This is a genomic window from Bacillus massiliglaciei (genome assembly GCF_900098925.1).
Lineage (GTDB): Bacteria > Bacillota > Bacilli > Bacillales > DSM-1321 > Peribacillus > Peribacillus massiliglaciei.
Window position 1 is genome coordinate 781,008 of the sequence record NZ_LT622360.1, and the last position, 12,852, is coordinate 793,859.

A 12,852-nucleotide genomic window follows, 5' to 3' on the forward strand; every position below is an offset into this window, starting at 1 on the left:
AACACCTGTGCGTGGACAAAAACTTTTTGTTATAATAATGAGAAATGAGTGGATTCAGCCAGACGTCATTTCTGCTGAAATCATATTTTCATAGAAGAGGTGAATGAAAGTGAAATTTATTCATACTGCAGATTGGCATCTTGGCAAAATCGTTCATGGTATACATATGACCGAAAATCAAAGACATGCTTTATTGCAATTTATTGATATATTGACAGAAGAAAAGCCAGATGCGGTTATTATTGCAGGCGATTTATATGATCGTTCAGTTCCGCCGACAGAAGCCGTTAATTTACTGGACGAAATTTTTTATAAAATTAATGTGGAAATGAGTATTCCAATTGTAGCCATTGCGGGAAATCATGACTCTGCTGAGCGTCTTTCATTTGGATCTTCCTGGTATAAGAAAAGCAAATTATTTATTCAGGGGAAAATGACGCCGCTTTGTGAATCCGTACAAATAGAAGGTGTGAACTTCTATTGCATCCCGTATGCAGAGCCTGGTACAGTAAGGCATATTTATGAAGACGACAGTATTTCAAGCCATCAGGATGCAATGAAAGTGATCATGGGCCGAATTGAGGAAAAGCTGAATCCGAACGAACCTAATGTACTGGTTGGGCATGCGTTTGTTTTAGGCGGGAAAACCAGCGATTCTGAGCGAATTCTTAGTGTGGGCGGTTCAGGCTGTGTATCTGCAGATCTTTTTGAAGCTTTTCATTACACTGCTTTAGGGCATCTTCACAGTCCGGACGCTATTAAGCACCCGACTGTTTACTATTCGGGTTCACTTATGAAATATTCTTTTTCTGAAGCAAAGCAAAAGAAATCCATTTCGATTGTGGAAGTGAATGATCAAGGAGAATTTGATCTCCGTTACCGGACCTTGACGCCAAAGCATGATATGCGGGAACTGAGCGGGCATATGGAAGAATTGTTGGATCCTTCTTTTTATCAAGCTCAGCAAACGGAGGATTATCTTAAAATTACTCTTTTGGATGAGGGGGCCCTTATGGATCCGATTAATCGCCTCCGTGAAGTTTATCCCAATGTGCTGCATCTCGAACGAAAACTGGACTTAATCGATATGAGGAGAAAGCAGGCGTTTTCTTCTGTGAAAAATGAACGGATGTCAGAGCTTGATTTGTTTGAAACATTTTATAATGAAATGACAGAACGGGAATTTGACCAAAGAAAAAAGAATGTCATGATTCAAATTATGGAGGCTGTCAGGAAAGAGGAGGCAGCGAAATGAAACCATTAGTATTAACGATGAAGGCTTTTGGGCCGTATGCCGGTAAGGAAATTATCGATTTTCAGTCATTGGGGAACAGGACCATGTTTGTAATTTCAGGAAAAACAGGGGCAGGAAAGACAACCATATTTGACGGTATCAGTTATGCCATTTATGGCAAGGCAAGCGGGGAAGACCGGAACGGACAGGAACTGCGGAGCCAGTTTGCTGAACATGATGTTTTAACAGAGGTGGAACTGAATTTTACATTGAAGCAAAAGCAGTATACCATTAAACGTTCTCCTCAGCAGGAACGAAAGAAAAAATCGGGAGAAGGTACGACACAAATTGGCGCCAAGGCAGAGCTGTATGAATGGGAACCTGATGGAAGTTCTAAAAAGCTGCTCGGATCCAATGTTCGGGAAGTGGATGAAAAAATAAAATCTCTAATTGGTTTGGATGCGAATCAATTCAGGCAGATCCTGATGATTCCTCAGGGGGAATTTAGGAAATTGCTTATTTCCGAAAGTAAAGATAAGGAACAGATTCTTCAAAGACTTTTTCATACGGAGTTATTTAAGAAAGTAGAGGAAAAGCTGAAGGAAGAAGCCTCTTTACTAAAAAAACAAGCAGAAGAAAATGCACGGGAAAGAAGACAGTTCATCAAGGAAATCCTTCCGTTGGAAAGCGAATCACTCTTGGAAGAAATGAATTCGGAGATGCCGGATGAAATAAAGACAATGGCGTTGCTTAATGAATGGATTCAGTCAACAGAAGAGGTCATCCATCAGCACGAACAGGGGATTTTAGAAAAGCAAAAAGTGCGTGATCAAGTTCATAAGGAAATTTCTAAAGCAGAAGACGTGTTGAAAAGCTTCGAGGAAAAGGACAGGCTGCTGAATGAAAAAAACAATCTGGAAGCTGTGCGTCCTGAGTCAGAAGAAAAGAGAGAAGCCATTCAAAGGGCCCGGCAGGCAGCTGTTCTTGAAAAGCAAGAACAATTTTATTTACGAATTGGCAATGAATTTCAGCAAGTGAGCAAGGATAAGGAGCTTTTATCCGGTCAAATGAGTCTTCTTCAAGAAAAACTGGAAAAGGTACAAGATTTTTATAATGCTGAAATACTGAAAACAGCCGAGCGCGAAAAGGCACAGAAGCGGGTGCACGACCTTGAACATCTGGAAGCATCTGTTCAGGATTATGCATTGCTGAATAAAGAAGTGAAAATGGCTGAGGGAGCTTTGGACAAATCCATGGCCGTACTAAAGAGTACAGAGACGCAGCTTGCTAAACAGGAGAGAACCTGGGAGCAGCTATGGGAGCGAAAAGAAGAATGTGAAAAAGCAGCTCTTGAATATGCGGATCTTGGAATGGCGGCAGAAAAAAACCGTCAGCTTCTTCACTCAATCGAAAAACTATCTGCGCTAAAAGAGGAATTGGAGCAAAAGAGAGACTTCATGGAGAAAAGGAAAGAGCTGTATAAACACTATCTTTCTGAGTACGAACAGAAACAGAAAGGCCTTGAAGAACTTCAGGAACAGTTTCGCACAAGCCAGGCTGGACTTCTGGCTCTCACTCTTAAGGAAGGCTCGCCTTGTGCTGTTTGCGGTTCTGTGCATCACCCCCATCCGGCTGTTCTGCCTGATGAATCCCCTTCCGAGGCTTTCGTTAGCAGCCAAAAAGAGGCTCTTGGTGAGATAGACAAAAAAAGAGCGAAAGCTGAGACCGAGTTTTATCAGGCAGAATCGATGTGTATGTCCCTCCAAAAAGAAATAGATGAAAAAGAGCGAGAGATGAAAGAGTGTCTCCCTGATTTTGATTTAACGGCAATAGAAGAGCACAGGATCCAAATCGCTAAAAAATCATTAGAGTTTGATCAATCTCTAAAAAAACTGTTATCTAAAAAAGAGCAGCTTCAAGAAGTAGAAAAAAAACTAAAAACCTTGAAGCAGGAAACAGCTGAGCTAAAAAATCTGCTGTCAGAATGCAAGCAAGAAGCAGAAGTTTCTCAATCCCTGTATTTTGAAAAGAAAGCCAGGCTTTCTTCTTTAAAAGCTTCCCTTCCGGAGGAGCTGAGAACGGAACAGGGGTACTTTACCGCCTTAAATAATGCAAAACAAATCTATAAAAGTCTTGAGGACTCATTGAAAAAGGCCCAATCAGACCTGCAGAATACAAAGGAAGAGGAAGCTGGTGCCAAGGCAAAATGGGAAGCATTGAACGTAAGAGAAGAGAGCTTGCGCAAGGAATTAGAAACAGAACGGAGTAAATTTCTCAGCGATATGAAAAATCAAGGGTTTTCATCTTATAAAGAATATACTTCTGCCAAGAAAACAGAGCAAGATATCAGCCGGCTTGAGATGCAGGTCCGTGTATTTGAGCAAAAAGTACAGGCAAATATCAGTCTCCTGCATGATCTTGAATTAAGGCTCAAAGGTGTAGACAAGCCAGATCTCCAAGGGCTGAAAAACACTTTCTTATTGATAAATGACCAGCTTGAGGAACAAAGAGCAAGAAAAACACAAGTGGAAGCAGCGTGGGAAAAAAATAAGGGCATCGCTATCAAAATTAAGGAGAGCCAAGAGCGTCTAAAGGAATTGGAAGAAGAATACGCGGTGGTCGGCCATCTTGCTGATATATCCAAAGGGCAAAACCCTTTCCGAATTACGTTTGAAAGGTTTGTCCTTGCGGCATTTTTGGACGATATATTAAAAGCGGCAAACGTGAGGCTTTTAAAGATGACCAGCGGACGTTATCAGCTTCTCAGAAAATTGGATCCAACGAGGAAGAATATTCAAAGCGGGCTCGAGGTTGCGGTGTATGATCAATACACAGGACAGGAAAGGCATGTAAAGACCCTTTCGGGAGGAGAAAGCTTTAAAGCTTCGTTATCATTGGCCTTAGGACTTGCGGATGTTGTACAGGAGCATGCTGGCGGAATTTCCCTTGAAACCATGTTCATTGACGAAGGGTTTGGAACACTGGACCCTGAATCTTTAGATCATGCTATAGAGGCTCTGATGGATATTCAGAGCACCGGCCGCCTTGTCGGGATTATTTCACATGTTCCGGATTTAAAGGAGCGAATTGATGCAAGACTGGAAGTGACGGCAACCCAAAAGGGCAGCCGAACATCATTTTATTTTTCGAGTTAACGATCAGATAAAATTAATCATCACAGTGGATTTGACTCCGGCTCGTTTATTTGGCCGGAGTTTTTTACATACTTAAAGGATCTATTCAATTTGAATTCTCTGTGTATTGGAAGCTGTTTCGTGTTTAAAGATATGGATCGTTAGCAGACTGTGCCTGAATTCTGCTTTAATTTTATGAGTAGCAATGGGAAAAGGAAATGGGATGCTGCGTGAAACAGATGGCTGATTATTTTGCTTTTCTTTCTTTATAAAAATGGAAATTTCGTTTTCATCTAACTGGATCGATATATCTTCAAGTTCAACATGTTCAAGAATCGCTTCAACGGTGTATTCCTCATTATCTTCATAAATATCTATAAAAAACAGCTGATTATCGAGCATTGCAATGTTGGGATCAAGAAAATAATTCTTTACCCATTCGTTAAATTTTTTTGTCTCGCTTTTTGAAACAGGATTAGATTTTGACATAATCTTCTTTACCCCCGGATGCCCCTTTGCTCACATTATATGCTTGCTTTACTCCGGTTGGTGATTAAGAAATTATTGCCGGCCTCCAAAAGGAAGCCGGCAATTTTACATATCATGATGTGTATTATGCTTTTGGCGTGTATGATTTCTGTTTTTCACTTTATGGGAACCTTTCAGAGGAGCAGGCTGTCCGCCTTTTCCTTCATTTGGGAGCTTTGTATTTTTTCTTTGCTGATCCAATTTCATCGCACCTCCTACAAAATACTGTAAAGCTTCTTATCGAAAGGAATTATTGATTTTTCTTCCTTTTTTTATTGTTTTGCTTTTGTTCTTCCGATAGCGGGAAATTAAGAGGCCCTGCAAATTCCTCGTTATAGCCGGCACCTGCACCTTGTCCCTTGGCATCATTCATGCCTGGAATTACATGATTCGCTTTTCTTTTTTTCATTTTGCACCTCCAACCATATTTTTTGTCAAAAGACTGGCCTTATGTAAGGGAAATAAAACTGAAGGTGGAAATTTTATTAAGATAATGAAAGGAAGAGGAATTCACGATTAAATAAAAACAAACTGTATATAAATTCCATGTTTTTCAATTAAGGAAAAAGGATGAGGGATTTTCTAATAAGAAAAACTTATCAAAAACAATAACATTCTTGTTATTTACTTATACCAAAATTTATAATACAATAAATTCGAAAGGGAAGTTGGGGATGGAGAAAGAATAGATCTTTCGACGAAAACTGACTTTTTACTTAATAATTTTTTTATTGGTAAACATGGTTGTAACATAACCACGTTTTGCTTCTGTGTGCAGAATTGTGTTCTGCTAGTCTTAATAGGGGGTAATATTGTAATGGCAAACAATGATGTGTATCAAGCACGCAAATCCTTCCAGATTGATGGAAAAAGCTACAATTTCTATAGCCTTGATGCTATAGAAAAAGCGGGTGCAGGCAAAGTATCACGCCTTCCATATTCAATCAAAGTTCTTCTTGAAGCAGTTTTGCGTCAAGTTGACGGAAGAGTAATTACAAAAGAGCATGTTGAAAACCTTTCCAAATGGGGAACTGACGAACAAAAAGATATCGACGTTCCTTTTAAGCCATCACGTGTAATTCTTCAAGATTTCACGGGTGTACCGGTAGTAGTTGACTTAGCTTCACTGCGAAATGCATTTGCCGCTTTAGGCGGAAATCCTGATAAAATCAACCCTGAGATTCCGGTTGATCTAGTAATCGACCACTCTGTTCAAGTTGACAAAGCTGGATCTGTAGATTCTCTATCTGTCAATATGGACTTGGAATTCGAACGTAACGCAGAGCGTTATCAATTCCTAAGCTGGGCACAGAAATCATTTAATAACTATCGTGCTGTTCCGCCTGCAACTGGTATTGTTCACCAAGTGAACTTAGAATACCTAGCAAACGTGGTTCATGCTGTTGAAACTCCAAACGGAGAATTTGAAGTATTCCCTGATTCTGTTTTCGGTACAGACTCACATACTACAATGATCAACGGTATCGGTGTTCTTGGATGGGGTGTCGGCGGAATTGAAGCCGAAGCTGGAATGCTTGGACAGCCTTCGTACTTCCCAGTACCAAAAGTAGTCGGTGTTAAACTGACTGGTCAGCTTCCAAATGGAACAACTGCAACTGACTTGGCTTTAAAAGTAACTCAAGTGCTTCGTGCTCACGGAGTAGTAGGTAAATTCGTTGAATTCTTCGGACCTGGTGTAGGATATCTTCCTCTTGCAGACCGCGCCACAATTGCAAACATGGCTCCTGAATACGGTGCTACAGTCGGTTTCTTCCCGGTTGATGCAGAAGCAATTGACTATATGCGTCTGACTGGCCGTGACGAAAACCAAATTAAAGTGGTTGAAGAGTATTGCAAAGCTAATGGATTGTTCTACACACCTGAAAATGAAGATCCAACTTATACAGATGTAGTAGAAATTAATCTTTCTGAAGTGGAACCCAATCTTTCCGGCCCTAAACGTCCGCAAGATTTGATCCCGCTTTCACAAATGAAGAAATCTTTCCATGAAGCTATTAATGCTCCAATGGGCAACCAAGGCTTTGGAATGGACGATTCAGAATTAGAAAAAGAAGTTACTGTTAAGTTTGCTGACGGCAATGAAGCAACAATGAAAACTGGTGCTATCGCGATTGCGGCCATCACAAGCTGTACAAATACTTCTAACCCTTACGTAATGCTTGGAGCGGGTCTGATTGCGAAGAAAGCAGTTGAAAAAGGCCTAAAAGTTCCTGAATACGTAAAAACATCTTTGGCTCCGGGATCTAAAGTAGTTACTGGATACCTTCGTGATGCAGGATTGCAGCCTTACTTAGATCAATTAGGATTCAACATCGTTGGATACGGCTGTACAACATGTATCGGTAACTCTGGTCCGTTGGCTGATGAAATCGAAGCAGCTGTTTCAGAAGCAGATCTTTTAGTAACATCTGTTCTTTCTGGTAACCGTAACTTTGAAGGACGTATTCACCCATTGGTAAAAGCTAACTACTTGGCTTCACCAACATTGGTTGTGGCATACGCACTTGCCGGTACAGTTGATTTTGATCTTCAAAATGATTCACTTGGAAAAGACAAAGATGGCAATGATGTTTATCTTGCAGATATCTGGCCATCACAAGAAGAAGTAAATGCCGTTGTTAAAGCGACTGTTACTCCTGACCTATTCCGTAAAGAATATGAAACTGTATTCAATGATAACAAACGTTGGAATGAAATCAAAACAAGCAACGAATCCATCTATCAATTCGACGCGAAGTCAACATATATTCAAAATCCTCCTTTCTTTGTAGGTTTATCTCCAGAACCAGGCCATGTAAATCCTCTTTCTGGATTGCGTGTAGTCGGTAAATTTGGTGATTCAGTAACGACTGACCACATTTCACCTGCAGGTGCTATCGGTAAAGATACTCCAGCTGGTATCTACTTGCGTGAAAATGGTGTAAGTCCTCGTGATTTCAACTCTTATGGTTCCCGTCGTGGTAACCATGAAGTAATGATGCGCGGTACTTTCGCTAACATTCGGATCCGTAACCAAATCGCTCCTGGAACTGAAGGCGGATATACGACTTATTGGCCAACAGGCGATGTAATGGCGATCTATGATGCTTGTATGAAATACAAAGCAGACGGCACAGGTCTTGCCATTCTAGCGGGTAAAGATTATGGTATGGGAAGCTCACGTGACTGGGCTGCTAAAGGTACTAACCTTCTTGGCATTAAAACAGTTATCGCTGAAAGCTTTGAGCGTATTCACCGTTCTAACCTTGCTTTGATGGGTGTTCTTCCACTTCAATTCAAAGAAGGAGAAAACGCTGAAACACTTGGATTAACTGGTAAAGAAGCGATTGCAGTTCAAATCGACGAAACAGTTAAACCACGCGATATCGTAAAAGTTACAGCTACTGATGAAGCTGGCAACGTGAAAGAATTCGAAGCTTTAGTACGTTTCGACTCTGAAATCGAAATTGATTACTATCGTCATGGCGGTATCCTTCAAATGGTATTGCGTGGCAAGTTAAAAGGCTAAATCTCTTTTATAAAACAGCAATCCGCTTCTGCGGGTTGCTGTTTTTTATTTTGCCCGAAGTTCTAAAAGATTATGTCTTAAGTGGTATGTTAAGATGATATGTTTTCAGAGAAACGGCAAGAAGGAATAGGAAATGGTATGATATATAAAGGTTTTATGATTTTGGTTTAACAATATCTTTCTTTAAAAATGGATTATTGATACTATTATGGAAAGAGTAAGACATAGAATAATGATAGAAATCTGAATATTAAATATAATGGATACACAGTGAAGGAAAGGGGATTTTATGATAAAAAAAGTAGCAGCCACTGTCCTGCTGATCCTTTTAATTGGCACGGCCATTGTACAAGCAATGAGCAATCAAGAGGAGAAAAAGGTAAACAGTCAGCAAGAGAATTTGGGGGGCCTGAACATTGGAAGCAAGGCTCCGGAGTTTGAATTGAAGACCTTATCAGGAGAACCTGCCAAGCTATCTGATTACCGGGGAAAAAAAGTTCTGCTTAACTTCTGGGCGACATGGTGCCCGCCTTGCAAAGAAGAAATGCCTGATATGGAGAAATATTCACAAGAGACGGAAGATGATACCGTTATTTTGGCAGTCAACATTGATCCCGAAAACAATGTAAAAGGCTTCATAGAGGATAATAACATTACTTTTCCTGTTTTATTAGATCCTGCTGGAAAGAAAGCGATTAATACAGAATATCAGGTCCTAAGTATACCAACCTCATTTTTTATTGATGAAAAAGGCTACATAAGAAATAAATATGTTGGTGCATTGACATATAATGATATGCAGCGATTTCTCAGATAGTATGCAAAACGGAATGAATATATTCCGTTTTTTTTATGGGAAAATTTATAGTTTAAAGAAAATTTGGAAAGGATAGTATTAACATTCTAATGAGGTGAAAAAAATGAAAAAAAGAAAAAAAACATTTGAAGAATTAGTCAGAGAAAATAAAAATGAAGTGATGAAGGATTCTATATTAATGGAAAGAATCGAGAAGCGATTAGAGCAAAGACATATCGAAAAAGCTGAGTAAAAAAATGGAGTTCATATTTTTTTATCATCCGTTCATTCTAAGAGAAGGAGGGATGTAAATGAGTAATCCAAAAAAAGATTCACAGCATTTCAGGCCGAGTCATATTGGAACACAGCCTCGAGAAGCAGGGGGCAATAAAGGCAGGCAAATGCAAGACAAATCAGGGAAACACCCTCAAGTAATTCAGACTAAAGGGGAATAATACTGATTGTTTACATAATAATATTATGTAAACAAAAAAACGGAGGGATTAGCATGCAAAATAAACCAAATCCGGATAATCGTTTAGACAATGTGGAAAAACTACAAGATATGATTCAAAATACTGAAAGAAATATCCATGAAAGTGAAGAAGTTCTGCCTCTCGCATCTGAAACAGAAAGGCAGGCCATAGAAGCTAAAAACGACAGACGTATGGAGAGTATTAAAGCTAATCGCGAAGAAATCAAGGATGAACACGAAGCAAGACAAAATGGATACCGCTGAACAGCTTTTTGAATGAAAGAGGGAGAAGGGAGTGCGAAGCCTTTCTCCCTTTTTTGATGAGAAACTATGGTAAAATGGGTAGGGATTTATAAGAAGGCGAGGTAGAGGGCTATGCATATTGCAGAGCAGCAAATAGAAGTCAGGTATGCAGAAACAGATCAAATGGGTGTTGTCTATCATGCAAATTATTTGATTTGGATGGAAATAGGCAGAACCAAACTGATTAAAGACATTGGTTTTAATTATGCTGATATGGAAAAAGAAGGAGTAATTTCCCCGGTTATTGATATTACTGCTTCTTATAAGAAACCAGTCAGATATGGAGAAACAGCCAGTGTTCAGACTTGGATTGAACATTATGATGGTTTAAGGGTAAGATATGGGTATGAAATCCGTAATGGAGGAGGGGAACTTTCAATGACGGGAAGTTCTTCGCATGTCTGTGTAAAGAAGGACAGCTTTAGGCCTATCTCCATCAAAAAAAGTTTCCCTGAATGGCATGAAGCCTATGAAAAGCATAAAAAGCAGGTGTAAAGATCTACATAAAGGGGAGAGCACAGTTGGCTTTCGGAGTAAAAAGAAAACATGTCATTGAATGGAAGAAAAAAATTGATTCAGGAGAAATTGCTTTTTTAACCCATTATTGGCTGGATGACCGATTCCCTGGATGCAAGACTGTTACTAAAGTTGGCTGCAAAGATTTAGACGCACTTGCAGTATGGGGGAGCCAGTACGGCCTGCAAAAAGAGTGGATTCATCACCGCCAGGATGGTTACTCTCATTTTGATTTGCTTGGCGCTAAGCAAGAAGAAATCCTTAAAGCCGAGGGGATCGAAAATCATTTAAAATAAGGAGTTTTAAAAGTCTCAACAGCTTTTTCTGCTGTTGAGGCTTTTTTTATGTTTCTTAAGGCTGAATATAATCAAATTCGGGCTCTTCCCGTTCTTCATTGTATCGAATGATAAGATCATGCCCGTCAAAATACCATAAATCATCTTCTTCAATAAAAAAAGTCAAATCAGGATGCCTAAAACTCACAGCCGGCTCTGCCGGATCTTCAGCCATTAATCCGAGAGAAAATCCACTTTGGATGGGACTGTGTCCTCCGTACCTGACAAAAATCCGCAGTGCCTCACCAGTTTGTAAGTCAAGTTCATTTTTATACCATTCAACGGCCTGGTCCGTTACTTTCAATTCCATATACAAGCCTCCTTGGCTGATATCAGTTTCTTTAAGTATAAATTAATCCTAGTGAAATTCAATGAATGGCTTCTTTTTTCTTTCATTTTCAACAGAATATCATGAAATTATCTTAAAAAAACTTCCTATTTAACCGATTGTTCTTTAAAAAGAACAATCGCGAATAAAATGTCGAATTGAATAGGCTAGACTACATCGTTAATCTAGGTATTTGAACGCTCAAATATATTATAAAATCTTTTTAGTTTATTGATAATTCAGAAAAATGGTTATATAATAAGAAAAAAAGTACCTTTCATTAAGATGTAGTCTAAGAAAGTCTATATCTTGTTATGATACAGGAGGGGTGAACTTGCGTAAGACGGAACTGTTAAAAGGTACGACGGAGATGATTCTTTTATCTCTCTTAGGGGAGAGAGATATGTATGGTTATGAAATCATTGAACAATTGAAGTTGCGTTCAGAAGGGTATTTTACCTTTAAAGAAGGCATGCTTTATCCTGCACTGAAAAAACTTGAACAAAAGGAATATTTGAAAAGTTATTGGAGGGATTCCATGGAAGGACCAAGGCGGAAATACTACTATGCGACGAAAAAAGGGAGTAAGCAGGCAGAAGAGTTATGGGAGGAATGGGAAGTATTTCAGGAGACAATAAGGCGAATTTCAAATCGGCCAGCAGAATAGAAGAAACAAAAAACACATCGAGTGTTTCCCGATGTGTTTTTGAACTGCAGTCAGTCTTTATCTGACGCTGTCTTTTGTTTGGATTCCGCTTCAGACATCTTTTTCAGCAAGACCGAAGTTGGCATATGGAGAATTTGCTCAAGCGGAAGGTTTAGAGATTTTGCTAATTTTTGTGCAGTTTCAGGTGAAATTTGCAATGGCTTCAAGTCTCTTGCCTCCTGTATCTTTCACAAGTGCCTACTGATAAAAAGGCTGGATCTTGTTTGTGAAAATTATTCTTCATTATTTTTTCCTAAACCAATTGATTTTAGGCTCAGTATGATTGATGATCCTACCGATATTGGCACGGTGGCGATAAAAAATAAAAATAGCTATAAAGGCTGTCACAAGTACAAGCGGCCAATCATCAAACTTAAAAATCAAACTGTAGGCCAAGGAAGCAGCAGCGGCTGTCATAGAGGCTAATGAAACATATCTGGTAACTAATAATATGATGAAGAAGACCGCTACTAAAATTAAGAATAAAACCGGCGCATAAGCCAGAATGACTCCTGCTGAAGTGGCTACTGCCTTACCGCCGCGGAAGCCTGCGAAAATCGGAAACATGTGCCCGACCACTGCAAATACACCTGCAAGGAGCGGATGAATATCAATATCAAGCCATAGAGGCAGAAGCGCAGCCAGAGTTCCTTTTAAAATATCCATAATGGTGACTGTCAGACCTGCTTTTACTCCCAGTGTACGAAATGTATTCGTCCCGCCAAGGTTTTTGCTGCCGTGTTCCCTGATATCTGTCTGATAAAATGCCTTTCCGATGATCAGACCGGAAGGGATAGAACCAATCAGGTACGCCAACGCTAAAACAATAAGTATTATAATCATTGTATTGCCCTTTCTATATGTAGTCTCTAATCATTGCAAAGCTGATTTTTTAAGTATTCTTCTTAATCCAAAGCCATTCACGCAGGTATTATTGTATCATTTTCGTGAAAGAATGTTTCAAAAAG

General features: G+C 39.5%; 16 protein-coding genes. 10 read left to right on the plus strand and 6 right to left on the minus strand.

Annotated elements, in window-relative coordinates; translation table 11 throughout:
- Positions 1-109: 109 nt before the first annotated feature.
- Together BQ4305_RS20355 and BQ4305_RS20360 are read left to right on the plus strand one after the other, a co-directional pair.
- Positions 110-1,255, plus strand: coding sequence for an exonuclease SbcCD subunit D (locus BQ4305_RS20355; RefSeq protein ID WP_110929715.1), 1,146 nt, complete (start codon positions 110-112; stop codon positions 1,253-1,255).
- Positions 1,252-4,389, plus strand: coding sequence for an AAA family ATPase (locus BQ4305_RS20360; protein WP_110929537.1), 3,138 nt, complete (start codon positions 1,252-1,254; stop codon positions 4,387-4,389). The genes BQ4305_RS20355 and BQ4305_RS20360 overlap by 4 nt, the downstream gene beginning before the upstream one ends.
- Before the next feature lie 81 nt (positions 4,390-4,470).
- Here BQ4305_RS20360 and BQ4305_RS20365 read toward each other — a convergent pair whose 3' ends face one another.
- The 3 genes from BQ4305_RS20365 to sspO all read right to left on the minus strand — a co-directional run bounded on the left by BQ4305_RS20365 (position 4,471) and on the right by sspO (position 5,305).
- A complete protein-coding gene (locus BQ4305_RS20365) occupies positions 4,471-4,857 on the minus strand; it encodes an Hsp20/alpha crystallin family protein (RefSeq protein WP_110929538.1) in 387 nt (128 codons plus the stop codon).
- A 105-nt stretch (positions 4,858-4,962) separates the two neighbouring features.
- Positions 4,963-5,103, minus strand: coding sequence for a small acid-soluble spore protein P (locus tag BQ4305_RS20370; RefSeq protein WP_110929539.1), 141 nt, complete (start codon positions 5,101-5,103; stop codon positions 4,963-4,965).
- Positions 5,104-5,146: 43 nt separating this feature from the next.
- Positions 5,147-5,305 (minus strand): small acid-soluble spore protein O, encoded by a 159-nt coding sequence (gene sspO, locus BQ4305_RS20375; protein WP_110929540.1) that lies wholly within the window; start codon positions 5,303-5,305, stop codon positions 5,147-5,149.
- A 408-nt stretch (positions 5,306-5,713) separates the two neighbouring features.
- On the opposite strand from sspO, the gene acnA reads away from it, so the two are divergent.
- From acnA to BQ4305_RS20410, 7 genes are all read left to right on the plus strand, one after another.
- Positions 5,714-8,425 (plus strand): aconitate hydratase AcnA, encoded by a 2,712-nt coding sequence (gene acnA, locus BQ4305_RS20380; RefSeq protein WP_110929541.1) that lies wholly within the window; start codon positions 5,714-5,716, stop codon positions 8,423-8,425.
- Between the two features lie 289 nt (positions 8,426-8,714).
- On the plus strand, positions 8,715-9,242 hold the full coding sequence (locus BQ4305_RS20385) for a TlpA disulfide reductase family protein (RefSeq protein ID WP_110929542.1): 528 nt from the start codon (positions 8,715-8,717) through the stop codon (positions 9,240-9,242).
- Between the two features lie 103 nt (positions 9,243-9,345).
- Positions 9,346-9,474, plus strand: coding sequence for an FbpB family small basic protein (locus BQ4305_RS20390; RefSeq protein WP_110929543.1), 129 nt, complete (start codon positions 9,346-9,348; stop codon positions 9,472-9,474).
- 58 nt (positions 9,475-9,532) lie between these two features.
- Positions 9,533-9,676, plus strand: coding sequence for an acid-soluble spore protein N (locus tag BQ4305_RS20395; RefSeq protein ID WP_110929544.1), 144 nt, complete (start codon positions 9,533-9,535; stop codon positions 9,674-9,676).
- A gap of 53 nt (positions 9,677-9,729) precedes the next feature.
- The gene (tlp, locus tag BQ4305_RS20400) at positions 9,730-9,960 is read left to right on the plus strand and encodes a small acid-soluble spore protein Tlp (RefSeq protein WP_110929545.1); all 231 of its coding nucleotides are present in this window, start codon (positions 9,730-9,732) and stop codon (positions 9,958-9,960) included.
- Positions 9,961-10,071: 111 nt separating this feature from the next.
- Entirely contained in the window at positions 10,072-10,494 is a 423-nt protein-coding gene (locus tag BQ4305_RS20405; protein ID WP_110929546.1) for an acyl-CoA thioesterase, read from the plus strand.
- A 26-nt stretch (positions 10,495-10,520) separates the two neighbouring features.
- A complete protein-coding gene (locus BQ4305_RS20410) occupies positions 10,521-10,811 on the plus strand; it encodes a hypothetical protein (RefSeq protein ID WP_110929547.1) in 291 nt (96 codons plus the stop codon).
- Positions 10,812-10,866: 55 nt separating this feature from the next.
- Here BQ4305_RS20410 and BQ4305_RS20415 read toward each other — a convergent pair whose 3' ends face one another.
- Positions 10,867-11,160 (minus strand): HesB/YadR/YfhF family protein, encoded by a 294-nt coding sequence (locus BQ4305_RS20415; RefSeq protein ID WP_110929548.1) that lies wholly within the window; start codon positions 11,158-11,160, stop codon positions 10,867-10,869.
- 352 nt (positions 11,161-11,512) lie between these two features.
- Between BQ4305_RS20415 and BQ4305_RS20420 the strand changes: the two genes are divergently transcribed.
- Positions 11,513-11,845 (plus strand): PadR family transcriptional regulator, encoded by a 333-nt coding sequence (locus BQ4305_RS20420; protein WP_110929549.1) that lies wholly within the window; start codon positions 11,513-11,515, stop codon positions 11,843-11,845.
- A 50-nt stretch (positions 11,846-11,895) separates the two neighbouring features.
- On the opposite strand, the gene BQ4305_RS20425 is transcribed toward BQ4305_RS20420, so the two are convergent.
- A complete protein-coding gene (locus BQ4305_RS20425) occupies positions 11,896-12,051 on the minus strand; it encodes a YycC family protein (protein WP_110929550.1) in 156 nt (51 codons plus the stop codon).
- Between the two features lie 76 nt (positions 12,052-12,127).
- Positions 12,128-12,727 carry a glycerol-3-phosphate 1-O-acyltransferase PlsY gene (gene plsY / locus BQ4305_RS20430; protein WP_199880776.1) on the minus strand — a complete coding sequence of 200 codons (600 nt, stop codon included), beginning with the start codon at positions 12,725-12,727 and terminating at the stop codon, positions 12,128-12,130.
- Positions 12,728-12,852: the final 125 nt, after the last annotated feature.

What these genes read in the sequence shown, in the direction of transcription:
- BQ4305_RS20360 (WP_110929537.1), top strand. Translation starts at nt 1,252, where the DNA reads ATGAAACCATTAGTATTAACGATGAAGGCTTTTGGGCCGTATGCCGGT.
- BQ4305_RS20365 (WP_110929538.1), bottom strand. Translation starts at nt 4,857, where the DNA reads ATGTCAAAATCTAATCCTGTTTCAAAAAGCGAGACAAAAAAATTTAAC.
- BQ4305_RS20370 (WP_110929539.1), bottom strand. Translation starts at nt 5,103, where the DNA reads ATGAAATTGGATCAGCAAAGAAAAAATACAAAGCTCCCAAATGAAGGA.
- sspO (WP_110929540.1), bottom strand. Translation starts at nt 5,305, where the DNA reads ATGAAAAAAAGAAAAGCGAATCATGTAATTCCAGGCATGAATGATGCC.
- acnA (WP_110929541.1), top strand. Translation starts at nt 5,714, where the DNA reads ATGGCAAACAATGATGTGTATCAAGCACGCAAATCCTTCCAGATTGAT.
- BQ4305_RS20385 (WP_110929542.1), top strand. Translation starts at nt 8,715, where the DNA reads ATGATAAAAAAAGTAGCAGCCACTGTCCTGCTGATCCTTTTAATTGGC.
- BQ4305_RS20390 (WP_110929543.1), top strand. Translation starts at nt 9,346, where the DNA reads ATGAAAAAAAGAAAAAAAACATTTGAAGAATTAGTCAGAGAAAATAAA.
- BQ4305_RS20395 (WP_110929544.1), top strand. Translation starts at nt 9,533, where the DNA reads ATGAGTAATCCAAAAAAAGATTCACAGCATTTCAGGCCGAGTCATATT.
- tlp (WP_110929545.1), top strand. Translation starts at nt 9,730, where the DNA reads ATGCAAAATAAACCAAATCCGGATAATCGTTTAGACAATGTGGAAAAA.
- BQ4305_RS20405 (WP_110929546.1), top strand. Translation starts at nt 10,072, where the DNA reads ATGCATATTGCAGAGCAGCAAATAGAAGTCAGGTATGCAGAAACAGAT.
- BQ4305_RS20415 (WP_110929548.1), bottom strand. Translation starts at nt 11,160, where the DNA reads ATGGAATTGAAAGTAACGGACCAGGCCGTTGAATGGTATAAAAATGAA.
- plsY (WP_199880776.1), bottom strand. Translation starts at nt 12,727, where the DNA reads ATGATTATAATACTTATTGTTTTAGCGTTGGCGTACCTGATTGGTTCT.